11 protein-coding genes are annotated in these 19897 nt (G+C 40.2%); all 11 read left to right on the forward strand.

Annotated features, from left to right (window positions below):
• Nucleotides 1–58: 58 nt before the first annotated feature.
• Entirely contained in the window at nucleotides 59–6319 is a 6261-nt protein-coding gene (locus UE46_RS00755; RefSeq protein WP_036058993.1) for an Ig-like domain-containing protein, read from the forward strand.
• A 79-nt stretch (nucleotides 6320–6398) separates the two neighbouring features.
• Nucleotides 6399–6875: a DUF4352 domain-containing protein gene (locus tag UE46_RS00760; protein ID WP_036058994.1), complete on the forward strand. Its 477-nt coding sequence runs from the start codon at nucleotides 6399–6401 to the stop codon at nucleotides 6873–6875.
• Nucleotides 6876–6918: 43 nt separating this feature from the next.
• Nucleotides 6919–8187, forward strand: a complete 1269-nt coding sequence (locus UE46_RS00765; RefSeq protein ID WP_036058996.1) for a nucleotide sugar dehydrogenase — start codon at nucleotides 6919–6921, stop codon at nucleotides 8185–8187.
• A gap of 18 nt (nucleotides 8188–8205) precedes the next feature.
• Nucleotides 8206–8859: a sugar transferase gene (locus tag UE46_RS00770; protein WP_036058997.1), complete on the forward strand. Its 654-nt coding sequence runs from the start codon at nucleotides 8206–8208 to the stop codon at nucleotides 8857–8859.
• A gap of 3 nt (nucleotides 8860–8862) precedes the next feature.
• The gene (locus UE46_RS00775; RefSeq protein ID WP_036058999.1) at nucleotides 8863–9585 is read left to right on the forward strand and encodes a WecB/TagA/CpsF family glycosyltransferase; all 723 of its coding nucleotides are present in this window, start codon (nucleotides 8863–8865) and stop codon (nucleotides 9583–9585) included.
• A gap of 16 nt (nucleotides 9586–9601) precedes the next feature.
• Nucleotides 9602–10642, forward strand: coding sequence for a glycosyltransferase family 4 protein (locus UE46_RS00780; protein ID WP_036059000.1), 1041 nt, complete (start codon nucleotides 9602–9604; stop codon nucleotides 10640–10642).
• A 54-nt stretch (nucleotides 10643–10696) separates the two neighbouring features.
• Complete coding sequence (locus UE46_RS00785; RefSeq protein ID WP_233230958.1) at nucleotides 10697–11413, forward strand: YveK family protein; 717 nt, start codon at nucleotides 10697–10699, stop codon at nucleotides 11411–11413.
• Complete coding sequence (locus tag UE46_RS00790) at nucleotides 11410–12102, forward strand: CpsD/CapB family tyrosine-protein kinase (protein ID WP_036059002.1); 693 nt, start codon at nucleotides 11410–11412, stop codon at nucleotides 12100–12102. The genes UE46_RS00785 and UE46_RS00790 overlap by 4 nt, the downstream gene beginning before the upstream one ends.
• A 44-nt stretch (nucleotides 12103–12146) precedes the next feature.
• A complete protein-coding gene (locus UE46_RS00795; protein ID WP_118907337.1) occupies nucleotides 12147–13538 on the forward strand; it encodes an oligosaccharide flippase family protein in 1392 nt (463 codons plus the stop codon).
• Between the two features lie 38 nt (nucleotides 13539–13576).
• Nucleotides 13577–14788, forward strand: a complete 1212-nt coding sequence (locus UE46_RS00800; RefSeq protein WP_143812859.1) for a hypothetical protein — start codon at nucleotides 13577–13579, stop codon at nucleotides 14786–14788.
• 177 nt (nucleotides 14789–14965) lie between these two features.
• On the forward strand, nucleotides 14966–19795 hold the full coding sequence (locus UE46_RS00805; RefSeq protein ID WP_118907338.1) for an immunoglobulin-like domain-containing protein: 4830 nt from the start codon (nucleotides 14966–14968) through the stop codon (nucleotides 19793–19795).
• Nucleotides 19796–19897 lie beyond the last annotated feature (102 nt).

A 19897-nucleotide genomic window follows, 5' to 3' on the forward strand; every position in this document is an offset into this window, starting at 1 on the left:
AAGTATCAAAGCTCTGGTTTTAATGGGGAAAATATCAATACATGGAGGAATTTAATTAATGAATAAGAATATGAAGAAATTAGTAGTTTCTATGGTCGCTTTCAACGTAGTAGCAAGTACGATGATTACGGCAATGCCAGGAATGGGTATGGCAGCGGAGAATCAGGGATCGGCAGCAGAACAGAAATTGCTGGGAGCTGGATTAACAGCGAGTAAAAGCTTAACGGAAAGTACAGAAATTAGTAATTTGCTTACTTGGACACCCAGTATATTTATAAGTCCGTATACCAATATAAATTTAGGGTTACAGTATGCAGCACCTGATGCTAATGGATGGAATACTGCTCTTAGTGATTATGGAAATGATATCTTATCTGTAAAATCAAATGGTGACGGTTCGTATGATTCAAGGATCAAACCCAAGTTGGTGGGGGGGAAGTATAATGTAGCAGGATCATACAAGAAATTAATTACTACAATTCCAGGGCATAAATATAAGTTTACCTATAAGGCAACTAATATAGCTATTTCTCAAATGAGTGTAGCTGTAAGAAATGGTTCTACTTATGAAAGCACCCTTATATCACCAGCAGGAAATCTTTGGAACGTTATTACTGGGAGCTTGGAGACAGTTGAATTTACAGCGACATCTACACAGTCATCAATTTGGATGAACGTAATTTCGACATCATATACAGCTACAGGAACAATTAGACTAGCTGATTTATCATTGAATGATACAGATGCTATTCAAGATACAACATTAACTCCACTAAACACAAACAGTACAACTGCCACTGGAACAGGCGAACCAGGTGGAACAGTCGTTATTAAAAATGGCGGTACTGAAATTGGCAGAGGAACGGTAGACGGAAGTGGTAATTACTCAGTTATAATTCCAAAACAAGCGGCGGGAACGGTTGTAGAAGCCACGGTATCTGCTAAAAGTATGACATCAAGCGCGACTCAAACAGTAACACAAGGCGCTATTGTTAAGCCAACAATCAATACAGTCAATGATAAAGCAACATCAGCATCAGGGACAGGCGAACCGAATTCTACACTAACATTAAGCACAGCAACTGGAAACTACACAACAATGGTAGACGGTTATGGTAATTGGTCTGTCACCATTCCAAAACAAGTAGCTGGCACGAATGTAGATGCAACATCTGTTAAAAATGGTATCACTAGTCCAAAAGCATCGACAGTAGTTCTAGACGTAACTGCACCAGATGCACCAACTATTAGCGCGATGGATAGCCAAGCTAGCACAATCAAAGGATTAGCGGAAGCTAATTCGACAGTGAAATTATATGCAAATGATGTTTACATTGGCGCAGTGACAGCGAATGCATCTGGGAATTATAGCCTGGAAGCAGGACCTTACACAGCAGGAACAAAAATTTCTGCAACAGCAACCGATGCAGCTGGAAATGTGAGTGGTAAAACAGACATTACGGTTACCGCAGCTACAATTAAAATTCCAACAATAAATACTATTACTGACCAATCAACAACGGCATCAGGAACAGGTGAGCCGAACTCTAGTTTAACACTTGTAACAGCAACAGGAAACTATACAACGATGGTAGATGGAGCAGGTAACTGGTCTATGTCAATTCCGAAGCAAGTAGCTGGAACAAATGTAGATGCAACATCCGTTAAAAATAGTGTTGTTAGTCCGAAAGCATCGACGACAGTTGTAGATGTAACGGCACCAGACGCGCCAGTCATCAATGCGATGAACAGCCAAGCGACAACAATCAAAGGAACCGCAGAAGCCAATTCGAAAGTCAAATTATACGCAAACGACGTGTATTTGGGTGAAGTTACGACGAATGCATCCGGCAATTACAGCCTGGCAGCAGGACCTTACACAGCAGGAACAAAAATTTCTGCAACAGCAACCGATGCAGCTGGAAATGTCAGTGTTAAAACAGACATCACGGTGACGGCAGCAACAATCAAAACACCAGTTATTAACACAATCACAGATCAATCAATAACAGCATCCGGAACTGGGGAACCCAATTCGACTTTATCTCTTAAAATCGATAACTTAATCTATACAGCTACAGTGGATGGTAATGGAAATTGGTCGACCAATATCGCTAAACCAAAAGCGGGTATTATTGCCGAAGCAACATCTGTGAAAGATGGTATAACGAGTGCAAAAGCAACGACGACAGTACTGGATATTACAGCACCAGATGCTCCTAAGATTGATGCGATGACAGATAAAGCAACAGCTATCAAAGGAACAGCGGAAGCGAATGCAACAGTGCAACTATATGCGAACAATACACTTATCGGTAATACGAAGGCGGATCAAAATGGTAATTATACACTTGCCGCAGGTCCATATGCAGCAGGAACGAAAATTTCTGCAACAGCAACAGATGCCGCAGGAAACACGAGTAGTAAGACAGAAATCACAGTAACCGCAGCAGCGATTGCGACACCGACAATCAATACTATTACAGATAAATCAACAACTGCATCAGGAACAGCAGAACCAAACTCTGCACTAAGCCTGAAAATTGCTGGAATCACGTATGCTGTCCCAGTAGATAGCAACGGAAATTGGTCTACTGTTATTCCAAAACCAATGGCAGGAACAGCTGTAGAAGCGACATCCGTATTAAACGATATCACGAGTGCGAAAGCAGCAACAACAGTTATTGATGTCACCGCACCAGATGCACCAATTTTACAAACGGTGACAGATAAAGATACCCACATTAAAGGTACTGGTGAAGCAAATACAACCGTAACAATTACACTACCAAATAATTCGAAAATATCAGGAATCGTCGACGGAAATGGTCGTTTCGACATTATTATTCCAAAACAAGTCAAAGATACGACAATAAGCGCAACGTTAACAGATGCCGCAGGGAACGTAAGTGCAACAGGTTCAACGATTGTTGTACACCAAGGACCAAGCGCTCCAACCCTAAATGATGTGACAGATAAATCGACAAGCGTGAACGGAACAGGTGAACCAGGCGACACCATCACAATCAAAATCACAGATAATGGTTCAAGTATTTCGTACACAGGGAAAGTAGATGACTTCGGTGACTATTCGATTCCAGTGGACAAACCAAATGCAGGCGCAAAAGTAGAAGCGATTGCGAAAGATGATTCAGGCGCACTAAGCCCTAAAGCAAGCACAATTGTTAAAGATGTCACCGCACCAGATGCACCGCAAGTACAAGGCATCCAAGACACAGATACGAAAGTAAAAGGAAAAGGCGAGCCAAACTGTGATGTCAACGTGAAATTACCATCAGGTGGCATCGTGAATGGCAGAACAGATAGCGACGGTAATTTTGAAGTAACGATTCCAAAACAACAAGCGGGTAAAGTGATACAAGTGACCTTAACAGATGATGCAGGAAACGAAAGCAAACCGACATCTATTACTGTTCAAACGAGTGTTATTGCGAATCCAACGATTGACCGTGTTACAAATCAAGATACAAAAGCAACAGGAACAGGTATTGCGGGCGCTACAGTTACTGTGAAAGCAAATGGTGTTTCTTACACAGGCGTTGTTGATACAAGTGGTAAATATTCCATTGCGATTCCAAAACAAGCAGCAGGAACTTTGGTAACGGCAGAACAAGCGAAAGATGGTAAAACAAGTGGTTCTGTGAATACAACGGTAGTGGACGATCATACACCAAGTAAGCCAAACGTAAACCCAGTGAAAGACTCGGATACAGCTGTAACAGGTGATGGCGGAACGAAAGGTGACACAATTAAAGTAACGACACCAGATGGCAAAACGTATACAGGTGTGGTAGGCGATGATGGTAAATGGTCAGTTGTCATTCCAGAACAAGCAGCAGGCACAAAACTGGATGTTATTGCAGAAGCACCAGCACCAAATGGCAAGACAAGTACTCCAGAAACGGTAACCGTACTAGACAATCACACCCCAGCTAAACCAAACGTAAACCCAGTCAAAACAACCGATGCAGTGGTTACTGGTGATAATGGGACAAAAGGTGACACAATCAAGGTAACAACACCAGACGGTAAAACGTATACAGGTATCGTTGGTGATGATGGTAAATGGTCTGTAGCCATTCCACCACAAGCGGCAGACGCAAAACTGGATGTTATTGCTATCGCACCAGCACCAAATGGCAAAACAAGTACACCAGCTTCAGTCATCGTGCAAGATGACCGCACGCCAGCAACACCAAACGTCAACCCGATCAAAGATTCTGACACAAAAGTAACAGGCGATGGCGCAACAAAAGGTGACACAATCAAAGTAACAACACCAGATGGTAAAACGTATACAGGTATCGTAGGCGACGACGGTAAATGGTCGATTCCAGTACCAGCACAAGCAGCAGGCGCTAAAATCGATGTTATCGCGATTGCTCCAAGTGGTAAAACGAGCCCTACGAAACAGGTAACTGTAGTAACAACACCACAATCTGGAACGATTACGGCGAATGACTTTACCATTGGCCAAGACAAGTATTTCGTTGGTAATTTTACAGGAGATGTGAAATCTTTCCGTGTGACAATCGGCTCTAATGTTTACACTGGTGGCTCAATTGACGCGGCGAAAGGCACCTACACGTTCTACGGACTTGATAAAGCAACGGCTGTAGGCACATTCAAAGTTGAAGGTCTAGACAAATATGGCAACGTACTTGATACGAAAACAGCCAAAATCGTAAATAAATCTTCAGATAACACACCAGGAACAGGATCTGTAACAGCGAACGGCTATGTGATTAATAAAGACAAACAAGTTACTGGTAAATTAACAGGCGATGTGAAGTCTATCAAACTAGTTTATGATGGTGTGACTTATTCAGGCGGAACAATTAACGCAGACGGCACATTCAGTTTCTACGCCCTGAACACAATCTTAGATAAAACTAAATCAGCACGTATCGATGGCTACGACGCAAAAGGCAACAAAATAGCGACAAGCGCGATTTCATTAACAAATGCGAATGACGCTGGCTCAGGTGTAGGAAGCGGAACAATTAAAACAGATTCCTTCGCACTTGGCACTGATAAAAACATCACAGGAACGTTCACAGGAGATGTGAAATCGATCAAAGTAAGCGTAGATGGTGTTGTGTATAGCGGTGGTACATTAAATCCAGACGGCACTTTTAGTTTCTACGCAGTCGATAAAATTGCCACAGTAGGACAAGTTGTTTTCGTTGATGGCTATGATAAAAATGGCAACAAAATAGCGACATCTGTCGTAAATGTAGCTAAAAATGTACCTGTAACAGTAGGAACAATCACACCAAATACGTTCACGATTCCAACAGATAAATATCTAACAGCAAGCTACACAGGCGATGTAAAATCGGTAGCAGTCTTTATCAATGGCGTTAAAAATAGTGGTGGAACGGTTGCAAACAATCAAGTCAACTTCTATATTGGTAACAAAATCAGCTCGACAAGTGATGTTGTGGCGATTGAAGCATATGATGCAAGTGGAAATATCCTACAACGCAAAAACGTGACGATTAACGGTCCACAAGTTGCCACAGGAGAAGTAACACCAGCGCCATATACGATTGGTAATTCTACATTGACAGGTACGTATACAGGCGATATAAAGACAGTCCAAGTAAAAATCAATAATGACACGTATTCAGGTGGAACCGTATCAGGTGGGGCTATCAGTTTCTATGTTGGAAACAAAATTACAGCTACAACGGATGTAGTAACTCTTTATGGTTATGACAGTAAGGGCGTATTAGTAGATACGAAAACAGTATCTGTCAGCAAACCAGCCGTTGGAACAGGAACCGTAACACCAGCCCCATTCACAGTACCAGGCGATAAATATTTGACTGGAACATATACTGGTACCGTTAAGTCAGTTATTGTGACAATTAATGGCGTGGAATATAGTGGTGGTACTTTAGAAAATAACACACTGAATTTCTATATTGGTGACAAGATTACTTCTGCCACAGACGTAGTTACAGTCAAAGCGCTAGATGCTAACAAAAATATTATTGATACAAAAACAGTAACACTCGTAGCAGCCAAACCAGAAGTAGGAACGATTGTACCAGCATCCTTCTCTCTGAAAACAAGCTCGATTACAGGGACATATACAGGAGAAGGCAGAACCTTACGTGTCACAGTAAATGGAACAGCTTTAGCGGTAGGTGGTACAGTATCAGGCGGGAACCTAAGTTACTATGTAGGCATTCGCAACAAAATTACAGCAACAACAGATGTCGTAAAAATAGCATTACTGGATAAAAATGGTCTTGTGATGGAAGAAAAAACAGTAACAATTGTAGAGTAAACAACTCAAGTTATGGAGCTGGGCGAACAAGCACATTCGCCCAGCTCTAAAATTGAAATATGAAAGGAATAGTCCACATATGAAAAAGAAATTAATTATGATTATATCAGCATGTTTTCTAGCAATTGGATTGACAGCTTGCGGAAATACAGAAGATACACCAAAAACAGAAACAGCTACAAAACTACAAAATGATATTAAGAAAACAGTTGAGACACCAGAATTAGACCTCCAAGTAGTATCCGTAAAAAGCGGTTATGCTGAATCCAGCGATAAACAGAAACAGATGTTGATCGTTGAAATGAACATCAAAAACACATCAAAACAAGAAAGTGGCGCCGGGGCAGCAGACTTCGTAGTCAAAGCAGACAACGGTAAAACATACAAAGTCTACGGACTAGAAGCTAAAAATTTCGGTGATGTTATCGCAGCAGGTAAGACGCTAACAGGAAAAGGCTATTACGAAATTCCAAAAGATACAAAAGCAGTTACTTTTTACTACGAACCCGCAGGTAAAAGACAAGCAGAATGGCATTTAAACGTACCAGCTAAATAAAATTATTCAGTCTCGAATGAAATGAATAAGAAAGGTGAATGCAATGAAAATCACAACAATAGGTTTAGGATACATCGGATTACCAACTTCTATAATGTTTGCTACAAGTAACCATCAAGTTCTAGGAGTGGATGCGAATGCAAATGTTATTGACACATTAAATAATGGTTATATTCATATTGAAGAAGAAGGTTTACAAAAACTTTACAACAATGCACTGAAAGCACAGAATTTCAAAGCAAGTTTGACTCCAGATTATTCCGATGCTTTTATCATTGCCGTACCAACTCCAAATAATGATGACGCGCAAAAGTCATGTGATTTAAGCTATGTCAAATCGGCCGTTAGAAGTATCCTACCATATTTACAAGCTGGAAACTTAGTTATTATCGAATCAACTATCGCACCAAGAACGACAGAAGATGTTATCAGTCCAATGATTGAAGCAACTGGTTTTACAATTGGTGAAGATATTTATTTGGCGCATTGCCCAGAGCGGGTGTTGCCAGGTAATATAGCTTATGAACTGGTCCACAACCCACGTATCATTGGTGGCGTAACGGAAGCATGTACAAAAGCAGTAAAAGAGCTATACCTTACTTTAGTAAAAGGCGAGCTCATCGAATCCTCGGCTAGTGAAGCAGAACTCAGTAAACTAATGGAAAATACGTTTCGCGATGTTAATATTGCACTTGCCAATGAACTGGCGAAAATCGGAACAGACTTAAATATCAACGCGTTAAAAGTAATTGAAATGGCCAATCGCCATCCACGTGTAAACTTACATGCACCTGGTCCAGGGGTTGGTGGACATTGTCTAGCGGTAGATCCATATTTTGTTGCCGCTGCTTCTCCTCATTTATCGCCTCTAATTCAAACAGCAAGAAAGATTAACACTTCTATGCCTGCTTTTGTGGTCAATAGTGTAGAACGGTTAATGGCTTCTGCTCCAAATAAGAAAATTACAGTTTTTGGATTAACATATAAAGGAAATATTGATGATACAAGAGAAAGTCCAGCAAAGGAAATTTCCTTAATGCTTCAGCACGCTGGTTTTGATGTAACAGAATATGATCCACACGCAAATAAAAATGAAATAATGATAGAACAAGCTTGTGAAGATAGCTCGTTACTGCTCGTATTAACAGATCATAGCGAATTTACAACGATTCCAGAAACAGCAACTGATAGAATGTCTAGAGCTCATATTTTGGATACAAAGATGATTGTGAAAAATTGTGGAGACAATGTCAAGCTACTAAATTTAGGAAATATGCATCAAAGTCTAAATAAAATAGTTCAAGAAGTCTAGAAAGGTGCCGATCAATCCATGTATTACGACCAGTTAGGTAAAAAACAAAAAGTAAAACATAAACAGGATGTAAAAATAATAGATATTTTTATTCGCAGTTTTGATCTTATTGGAGCGCTTATTGCTATCCTCATATCTGCGCCGGTTACTATTATCATAGCTTTATTGATTAAGCTGGAAGAACCAAAGGCACCTATTTTCTTCAAGCAAAAGCGTATTGGTAAGAATGGATCACCATTTTTTATGTATAAGTTCAGGTCGATGCATGTAGATGCAGAGGCGCGATTGGATATGTTACTAGCCGAGAATGAGATGGAAGGGCACATGTTCAAAATGAAAAATGATCCGCGAATTACAAAAATAGGAAAATTCATTCGAAAAACAAGCTTAGATGAGTTTCCTCAATTTTTAAATATTTTAAAAGGCGACATGAGTTTTGTTGGACCGAGACCACCATTGGAACGCGAAGTTGCCGAGTATAGTGAATACCAACTAGGGCGACTTGAAATTATGCCAGGTTGCACAGGGCTATGGCAAGTAAGTGGTCGTAACAAGTTAACGTTTGAAGAAATGGTTGAACTCGATTTGCAATATATTCGGACTAGAAGCATATGGTTGAATATCAAGATACTTTGTTTAACATTTAAAGAATTCACTGGAAAAGGAATGTAAAAAATGCGAATTCAATTATTAGGAAGTAAACTCGATTGTCTGACGATGCAAGAAACGGTTGAGGCAGCAGATAAAATAATACAGGCTGGAAAACCAGTACAGCACGTTGTTATTAATGCTAATAAAATTAATCTTATGCAAAAAGATAAAAAACTCCAAGAAATTGTAAACAGTTCGCCATTAATAAACGCTGATGGAGCTTCAATCGTACTAGCGGCTAAGCTACTAGGAAAGAAAGTACCTGAGCGCGTAACTGGCATCGATTTAATGGAAGAATTATTAAAGTTAGCGAACGAGAAAGCATATCGAATTTTTTTCTTTGGTGCGACAGAGGAAATTGTGCGTAAAGTAGTTATGACAGTTAGCAAAAAGTACCCAAAAATTCAAATAGTAGGGCATGAAAATGGATATTTCACAGAAGAGATGTCAGTGAATATTGCACATGAAATCCGATCAAGCCAAGCAGATATCGCATTTGTCGCATTCTCAAGTCCAATGAAAGAATATTGGATTCACGAGCATTTAGAACGAATGAACGTGCCATTTGTCATGGGTGTTGGTGGAAGTTTTGATGTGATTGCAGGAAAAACAAGACGTGCCCCTGTTTGGATGCAACGCTTAGGTTGCGAATGGCTCTATCGTTTTGTGCAAGAACCAGTACGCATGTTTAGACGCTATATTCTCGGCAACCTAGTGTTTTTGGGACATGTGCTAAAAGCAAAATAGAAAGTAGGAACCTTTTATGAGAGTCTTAATGATTGGACCAGATACATCAGCAAAAGGTGGAATAGCAACTGTTATTGCGAATTTCAAAGCGTATTTCGCATCAGATGAGCACTCGATTCAATATTTTACAACATGGCAAGAAGGCAGTTTTTTCAAAAGACTACAAGCAACAACACGAGCTTTTGTTCAAATTAAGAAGAAAATCCGCGAAGAAAAAATCGATATCGCACACATCCACATGGCACAACAAGGCAGCTTTTATCGCAAGTCAGTACTACTATTGTTAGTAAAAAAGAATTGTCGCGTTGTACTGCACATCCATGCCTCTCAATTTGATACCTTCTATTCAAAAAACTCCTTTCTGGCCCAGCGCTATATTCGTTGGATTCTGAACAAGCCTAATCAGGTTGTTGCGCTCAGTGAAGAATGGGCGACCTTTTATAAACAACTCACAAAAGTCCCAGTAACTGTCATTGAGAATGCTGTCAAAATGCCTGTCAATAGTAGTTATAATAGCCAAGCGAAAAATATTGTAGCTTTCGGTCGTTTAGGAGAGCGCAAAGGCAGTTATGATATTTTGAAAATTGCAAAAAATATAGAAAATAAATTTCCGAATGTACGCTTTTGTTTATATGGTGATGGAGATACAGCTGAGATAGCCGCGCAAATCAAAGAAAAAACAATTGGAAATGTAGTTTTAGGTGGTTGGGTGAAGGACGCCCAGAAAGAAAAGATTATGCAAGACGCTGTGCTACACGCATTGCCTTCTTATCATGAAGGATTACCAATGGCGATCTTAGAAACGATGTCATATGGGATACCAAATATAAGCACAAATGTTGGAGGTATCCCGCAAGTCATTAAAGATAATGAAAATGGTTTATTAATAGAGGCTGGCGATACAGAACAACTAGAATCCAAGATAATCGGCTTTTTAGCGAATGAATCACAACGCGAAAAACTCTCCAATGCGGCACGAGAAACAATAAAGAATCGTTTTGCTATCGAAGCTTACCAGAAAAAATGGGAGCAATTATACGAAAACATGGAGAAATAACGGGGACTTTTATTGGTAAAAATGGAAGTAATTACAATGAGTGAGGAGAATAAGATGGATACCTTATTTAGTATGAAAGATATTTTTGAAATTTTAAAGAAAAGTTGGTTATGGATTTTGAGTTTTGCGGTGAGTGGGTTACTGATTGCTGCATCGCTTGCTTATGTTATTATGACCCCAATCTTTGAGATGAACTCGCAGGTTATTGTGTCACAAATTGGTGTGGATCAGAGTGCGATTTCCCAAAATGCGGAAGTGCAAGCTAACCTTCAACTCGTGAACACATATCGTGTACTAATAACAAGTCCTCGTGTGTTAAGTGAAGTCGCTAATAAAATGGATAACGTGTATTCTGTATCAGATTTAACGAAGAAAATAACGGTTAGTACGGAGCAAGATTCACAAGTTATTAATATTACTGCGAAAGACGAAAATCCAAAGGTAGCTGCCGAAATTTCCAATCAAGCAGCAATTGCTTTTAAGAAAATAACGCCTAAAGTGATGCAAGTCGATAATGTAAATGTTCTCTCAGAAGCAAAGTCAACAGGAGAGACTGGGCCAATATCACCCAAACCGCTACTTATTATGGCGCTAGGACTTTTTGGTGGAGCATTAATGGGCGTTGTCATTGCTTTCATGCGCAATCTACTAAGCAATAAATTTAAAGAAGAAAAAGACCTAGATATTTTAGGCGTGCCATTATTAGGATCGATTGGGAAGTTGCCAGAACGTAATTTTGGCGAGACCAAGGAAGGACGGAGCCGTAAATGAGAAATAAGAAATTTCGTGACAAGACATCTGGTAAAAATAAACTAGTAGCAAAGAATGATACGCAATCTCCGTATGCTGAATCATTTCGTTATATCCGCTCCAATATCGATTTTTCAGGTATAGATAACGAATATAAATCGATTATGATTACTTCTCCAGACCCTGACTCCGGTAAATCCCTTATCTCGGCTAATTTAGCTATCACTTATGCAGCATTAGACAAACGCACGCTAATTATCGATTTAGATCTTAGAAAACCAACGATACACAAAATTTTTCCAGAGTGTCATTCTTCATATGGTGTTACTGGATTATTAAAAAATATTTTAGAAATAGAAGAAGCCATCGTTCCATCAGATGTTCCAAACTTGTTCGTTTTACCAGTTGGAATCACACCAGCGGACCCGGCGGCCTTACTAAATTCAGCAAAAATGAAACAACTATATACGCGGCTATATCAAGAGTTTGATTGTATTATCATTGATACGCCACCAGTCATGTCAGTGGCAGATGCCCAAACAATTTCTTCATGGGTGGACGGTTCGATATTAGTCGTGCGAAATAATTATACGAAACAAGAGAATGCTAAAAAAGCGTTACAAAAACTTGATTCAACTGGGGTCAAAGTGATTGGAACGATTTTCAACAATACCAATATGAAAATGAAAGATTACTACTATGGAGAATAAGGGGGACGCGGGGAAATTCTATGAGATAAAGAAGGTTTGGCTACATGAATCGTTATAAAAAATTAGGATGGAATACGTTGGTTATCGGATTGGGTAGTATGGGCAGTAAATTTATGATTTTTTTACTAGTCCCATTCTACACATTCTACTTAACACCAGCAGAATATGGACAGGCAGACTTACTAATGATGAGTATTTCCATTCTGGTTCCGATGTTGACATTGAGTATTGCTGACGGTGTTTTCAGGTACACGATGGATAAAATTGATGCCAAAACGGTATTTAGTTCGGCGATCGTGATCATACTATTGATGGTAGTTGTGTTGGCCATGCTGACTCCAGTTCTTCAGTGGGTTCCGTTGATTCAGGATTATTATTTGATTTTTGTCGCGATATTGGTCGTGCAAGCAGTAAGTGCCTTATTCCAACAGCAAGTACGAGCAAATGGCAAATTGATTCTGTACTCGATCGCTGGATTAACGATGTCGGTCTTACTATTTGTAGCAAACTTGATTTTTCTAAAATATCTTCATTTAGGCGTAGCGGGTTTCTTGTATGCGAATTTAATTGCCTTTGGATTCAACGCGTTATGTTTATTTTTCGGCGCTGGATTATATCGGTTATTTTCGTTTCGTGCTATTAATAAGCCGTTGCTACGGACAATGTTACTGTACTCGTTGCCGCTGATTCCTAACGCGATTTTGTGGTGGGTAATGCAAGTATCGGATCGTTATATTTTAACGTTTTTCTTAGGTGTTGGCGCTACTGGATTATATACGGTTGCTGCCAAAATTCCTAGCTTGCTTTCCATGATTAATACTGTCTTTTTCCAAGCGTGGAGTATTTCAGCGATTGGCGATGGCATTAGGAAAAGCGATACGTTTTTTGCGACGGTGTTTACGATGTTTTCCTGCTTGTTTTTTGTTGCGACGGAAGGTATTTTGCTGATTGTCCAACCTTTTGCGGGGGCGCTCTTTTCCAGCGCTTATCAAGAGGTGTGGCGCTATGTCCCGTTTTTACTAATCGCGGTGTTGCTGTCTAGTTTTTCAAGCTTTTTGGAAGTGTCCTACATGGCGGAAAAGAAAACAAAGCAATTACTGATGACTTCGTTAAAAGGTGGTGTCGTGAACGTGACATTGTCCTTTATGTTGATACCATTTATCGGTATTATGGGAGCTTCCATCGCGACGCTTGTCGGATTTTTAATCACGTGGTTGATTCGGATGAGACAGACCAATTTTTTCGGAGCTTTGGAGTTTAAAAAGGCTTTTTGGCTGAGTATGACATTATTATTTTTGCAAAGTAGCTACGTGGCGTTTATCGATATGCCAAATGTGTTTGTTCAAGCGATTTTTGCAGTCGGCTTGGTAGCTTGTCAATTTTCGATTATTAGGAAAGCTGCTCGTCAAAAGTGGCGTCGAAGTGTAGTGAAATAATAGAGGAATTAGTGGTGAATTAGAGTATGGTATTGTTTATGATTTTGTTCGTATTAGCGATTTTTTCTAGCTGTTTGGAAGCATTGGTTCCGGCGTTAGGATACGTGAATGAGTTAATAGTAGTCGGTTTTGCGGCTGTAGCGCTAGTTAAAGTGTTCTTTTTGGAGAAGGCGGAGAAGAAGGCGCTAGACGGTTGGATTTTATTATCGCTCGTGTTATGCAGTGTTTTTTTCCTCATTGCCTTTTTGCCAAATCTCTTCACGGGTGCGCATAGTACGATTTTGATGCAAGCATACACATTTTTTGGGATGACAAAATTCCTATTATTGTTTTACAGTGGTCGGATTTTGGTGAAAGGTATGGACCTAACAGCGACAATTCCTTGGATGAAGCGCCTAGCCTGGTTGTTTACATTTACGTGTTACGGAATATACGCTTTGAATCTAGTATTCCCGATTATGCAACCTTTTGATACACGTTTTGGCATGCCAACATATGATTACGGATTCGGTCACCCAGCGCCATTTAGTATGGTTGTCATTATTTTCACAGTATTACTCGTATTTTTCTCTTTACTACAAAAAAAATCACTACCATATCTTTATTTAGTGCTGAATTTAGGGTTGATTTTCACGGCAGGAAGAAGTACAGCGATTGGGATTTATCTATGTTTTTTCCTTTTACTGCTTATTTTCCCATATATTAAACGTCTTCCAGTTTACATGTATGTATTGCTCGGTGCGTTTCTAGCATGGTTTAGCTGGGATCGGATTATGAATCAATTCGGCAGTGAGAATACAGAGGCTCGCGGGGTATTGTTGCGTACATCTGTCCAAATCGCACAAGATCATGCCCCATTTGGAGCGGGACTTGGAATGTTCGGTTCCCATGCATCTCGACTTCACTATTCCCCACTGTATTATGATTACAATTTGTCCCGTGTATGGGGTTTATCAAGCGGAAATCCAGCGTTTATTACAGATTCATACTGGGCGATGATTATTGGGGAAACGGGACTTCTTGGCGCGATTTGCTTGATTGCTTTATTTATCGTCACGTTAATCGCAATTGTCCGATCTATATCTGGGGATTTCAAACTGAAACTCATCGTTGTTTTTCCGTATATTTATGCATTACTAACGAGCCCGGTAGATACACTGCTGGCCTCCGGTAGCATTATTAGTATCATGCTTGCCGTTATGTACATGATGGGCTTGTCTAGGGAAGTAACAGAAGAGGAAATACGTTAAAAAATGAGGCATCGGTAAACCAAGGATGACCAGTGACATTTCGTTTTAGAATTAGAAAAGGTGGTGGTTAATGAGGAGACGAAGTAGATGGATATGAGGTTAAGCGTTCTGGACGCCATCTCGGAAATAGTTACAAAATATAAAATATAGCAATTAAAATAAGGAGGGCATTTATTAATGTCAACGAAAAAAAATATCATCAAAAAAACTAGCACAATAGCCTTAGCAACCGTATTGGTTGGGAGCTCATTATTGAACACATTACCAGTCAACGTCTTCGCGAGTGAGACTGCACTGAAAAACGCAGTATTGGCAGCAGCACCTGCTAATGCCACAGAAGTAGCAACGTTTGCTGAACTGAAAGCAGCATTATTAAATACAAGTATAACAGATATTAAATTAACAGCAGATATTAAAGTAACAACAAGTTTTAATTTCACAACGCAAAAAAGTCTATACGGTAATGGTCATTCGATTGATATGAGTTTTAACAGAATTGGAATCGCAAAAGCCAGTTCAGTCAATCGCGTGGAAGATCTAACAATCACAAATCAAAACATATATCCGTTATTCTGGTCAGAATATACAGGTGTAAAAGTCACGTATAAGGATGTAACTTCTAGCGGTCAACAATTCGTATATAACTCTAAGGGTACAACTATTTTAGAAGGGAACATCGTAGCAAGCGCGAACCATGAAGAAGTGTATCAAGGAACAACACTTACGATTGCAGGGGGAGCAAAAGTTGATTTCACTTCTACATCTGGATGCCCTGCAATTCGTTTATATGGAAGCTTGACGCAAGAAGCCAACTCTGATTTGAAAGTAAATGCAAAAGATTATGCGATCTACGGTCATAACAGCAATACACAAATCTCTGTTGCAGGAAACATGGACTTAACATCTACCACGGAGCAAGCAATTTATACAGCAGGTTCAGGCGGAAACATGATTGTTAAAACAGGAGCTAAATTCAAAGCAGCTGCTGGTGACTTGACTGAAGAAGGTATCTCGATTACAAGTGGTAATTTGACAGTTCAAACTGGCGCTGATTTCGTAGCTACTTCACCAGGTAAACAAGGGACTGTCCAAACAGGTGGTAAATTAGTATTTGAGAACGGTTCGAATTTTGCGATTACCAATACGAATACTGTTGGATCTGTTTTTGCTAACTATGCAGGAAGTTCAACAAATATTAACATTAATTCGGATAAGGGTCTATCCACTTGGGATTCAGGCCGAATCAACGATGCATTACCGACACATAACTACAATGATTTTACAACCGCAACACTTGATTTGTCTGGTTGGGATAAAGGAAACATCAGCCAAAAGAATCTAACGTCAAACAGCGCGCAATTCAAATCACAATTTGTAAGTAAAACAACAGCGAAACTTTTCGGTGGTAGTTATGCCATGACGAATATTGCTCAAACGACTATTGATGAGCTTACAACAGATTCAACAAAAGCAACTGGTGTAGCAGAACCAAACGCAAACATCGTTATTAAGGATGCGGCAGGAAATACACTTGGAACTGGAAAAGTAGGATCAGATGGGTACTACAGTATTGCTATTCCTAAACAAGCTGCGGGTACAAAAGTAACAGCAACAGCAACAGCTAACGGTATTACTTCTTCTGCAACAACAACAGTGAAACAAGCAGCGATTGCACAAACAACGATTGCTTCTCTAACAACAGATTCGACAACAGCAACAGGAACAGCGGAACCAAACGCAGCGATTGAAATCAAAGCAAATGGGGAAGTCATCGGTTCTGGAAAAGCAGGATCAGACGGCAGCTACAGTATTACTATCTCACAACAAGATGTAGGCACAAGAGTCACAGCAACAGCGACAGTTGGCGAAGCGGCTTCATCTGCAACAACTACTGTAACACAAGGCGACTTGGATCAAACGACCATTTCAGCGCTAACAACAAAATCAACACAAGCAGAAGGAACAGCACAAGCAAACGCTGCGATTCAGATCAAAAATAGTGCTGGTGATGTACTTGGATCTGGAAAAGTAGGATCTGATGGCAAATATAGCATTACTATTCCTAAACAAGCAGCCGGAACAGTCGTGACTGCTACTGCGACGTCAAATGGTAAAACATCGACGGCGCAAACAACCGTTGTTCGCGGTGAAATTGATACAACAACGATTAACAAAGTGACAACAGAGTCCACAACTGCATCAGGAACAGCAGAACCAAATGCAACTATGGTAATTAATGACCAAGACGGCAAACAATTAGCAACCGGTCGCGTAGGATCAGATGGTATTTACAGTTTGACGATTGCAAAACAACCAGAAGGAACAGTTGTGACAGCAACAGCGACACTAGCAGGATTCACATCGGATGCATCTACCATTGTAGAACGTGATGGTATTGATCAAACAACGATTAATCCTCTAACCACAGATTCAACATCAGCAACAGGAACAGCAGAACCAAACGCAACAGTGGTTATTAAAGACCAAGACGGCAAACAACTAGCAACCGGTCGCGTAGGATCAGACGGTATTTACAGCTTGACGATCGCAAAACAACCAGAAGGAACAGTTGTGACAGCAACAGCTACTTCTAATGGTAAAACATCGAGCGCCAATACAACGGTAAAACGTGATGGTATTGAAGCGACAACGATTGCGCCATTAACAACAGATTCCACAGTAGCAACAGGAACAGCAGAACCAAACGCAACAGTGGTTATCAAAGACCAAGATGGCAAACAATTAGCAACTGGTCGCGTAGGATCAGATGGTATTTACAGTTTGACGATTGCAAAACAACCAGGAGGAACAGTTGTAACAGCAACAGCAACACTAAATGGTAAAACATCTACTGCAAACACAATCGTAAAAGATAATCGTACACCTGCCAAACCAATCGTAAACCCTGTGAAAGATTCTGACACAAAAGCAACTGGTACAGGCACAAAAGGTGATACAATCACTGTGAAAACACCAGATGGCGCAGAATACACGGCAACAGTTGGCGATGATGGCAACTGGTCCGTGACTATCCCAGCACAAGAAGCAGGCGCTAAACTAGAAGTAACAGAAACAGCACCAAATGGTAACGTAAGTCCAAAATCAGAAGTAATAGTTACGCAAACAACACAAACAGGAACAATCACAACAAACGATTTCACCATCGGTAAAGACAAATACATCGTTGGTACTTTTACAGGTGATGTGAAGAGTTTCCGCATTACAATCGGTTCGAACGTCTACACTGGCGGTTCTATCGACAGCGCGAAAGGAACGTACACTTTCTACGCACTAGATAAAGCGACAGCAGCCGGTACTTTCAAAATAGAAGGTTTAGATCAATACGGAAATGTTTTAAGCACGAAAACTGCTAATATTGTGAAGGCAAACAGCGATAACACGCCAGGCACTGGGACAGTAACAGCCAATGGTTTTGTTATTCACCAAGATAAGAACGTAACAGGTAAAGTAACTGGCGACGTTGTTTCTGTAAAATTAGTATACAATGGTGTCACATACAGTGGTGGAACCGTATCAAATGGTACTTTCAGCTTTTACGGACTCGATAAAATTACAGATAAAACCAAAGCAGCGAGCATCGAAGGCTATGACGCTAAAGGGAATAAGATTGCGACAAGCCAGATTGCGCTAACAGATGCAAATGATAGCGGATCAGGAGTTGGGACAGGAACAGTAACAGCAAACGGTTTTGTCATCAACAAAGATAAGAATGTAACAGGAACGTTAACAGGAGACGTTGTGTCAATCAGATTAGTTTATGACGGCGTAACATATACAGGCGGCAGCGTATCAAATGGCACGTTCAGCTATTACGCATTAGATAAGATTAAGGATAAAACAAAAGCAGCACGCATCGATGGTTATGACGCTAATGGCAATAAAATCGCAACAAGCGCAATTGCGTTAACAGATGCAAAGGATAGCGGATCAGGAGTCGGTACAGGAACAGTTAAAGCGAATGACTTCAATGTAGGGTCAGACACTAATATTACAGGAACATTCACAGGCGACGTAACATCGATAAAAGTTCGCGTAGATAACACAACATACAGCGGTGGATCCCTTGCTTCCGGCCAATTCATTTTCTATGCAAAAGACAAGATTACCAACACGAATCAAATTGTTTTTGTGGATGGTTATGACCGCAACGGTAACAAAATCGCAACATCAGAAGTATCTGTAGCGAAAAATTTACCAGCAACTTCAGGGACAATTACACCAAACATGTATACGATCGCAACGGACAGAACGTTAACAGCGAGCTATACAGGTGATGTGAAAACAGTATCAGTTACAATTAACGGTACAAAATATACAGGCGGAACCGTTTCTGGTGGCCAAGTAAGTTTCTACATCGGAACTAAAATCAGCTCTGTTACAGATACAGTTGTTATTGAAGGATACGATGCTTACGGACGCGTATTACAAAGTAAAGTAGTACCGTTGCAACAAACAGTACCAGTAACAACAGGAACTGTAACACCAGATAAATACACGACTCCAGGGGATAAAACATTAACAGGTACGTACACAGGAGCAGTCAAATCTGTTATCGTAACAATCAATGGAACAGAATATCAAGGCGGAACAGTAGCCGATGGTAAAATCAGTTTCTGGATTGGCGATAAAATCTCGAAAGCAACAGATGTAGTAACAATCAAAGGTTTAGACGAAAAAGGTACTGTATTAGATACAAAAACAGTTAATATCGTGGGGGCAACAGCAGAAATCGGTACAATTACACCAGCTACTTTCTCAATAAGTACAAGTGCAATTAAAGGAACTTACACTGGTGCAGCGAAAACATTAAGAGTTACAGTTAACGGCACGGCGCTTGCTTTAGGCGGAACGGTAGCAGACGGCAACTTTAACTACTATGTTGGACTGAAAAGTAAAGTAACATCGAAATCGGATGTTGTAAAAATAGCGTTATTAGATAAAAATGGTCTAGTTATGGATGAGAAATCTGTAGTTATTACGGATTAAGAGTCTATAGATTAAATAGAAGCCTCTATACGAGTAGCTGATGAGAAATCGCTACTCTGTAGGGGTTTTTTGTTGTTTAGTGAAGGTTTCGAACCAGGAGTG

The organism is Listeria weihenstephanensis, from assembly GCF_003534205.1.
Taxonomy (GTDB): Bacteria; Bacillota; Bacilli; order Lactobacillales; family Listeriaceae; genus Listeria_A; species Listeria_A weihenstephanensis.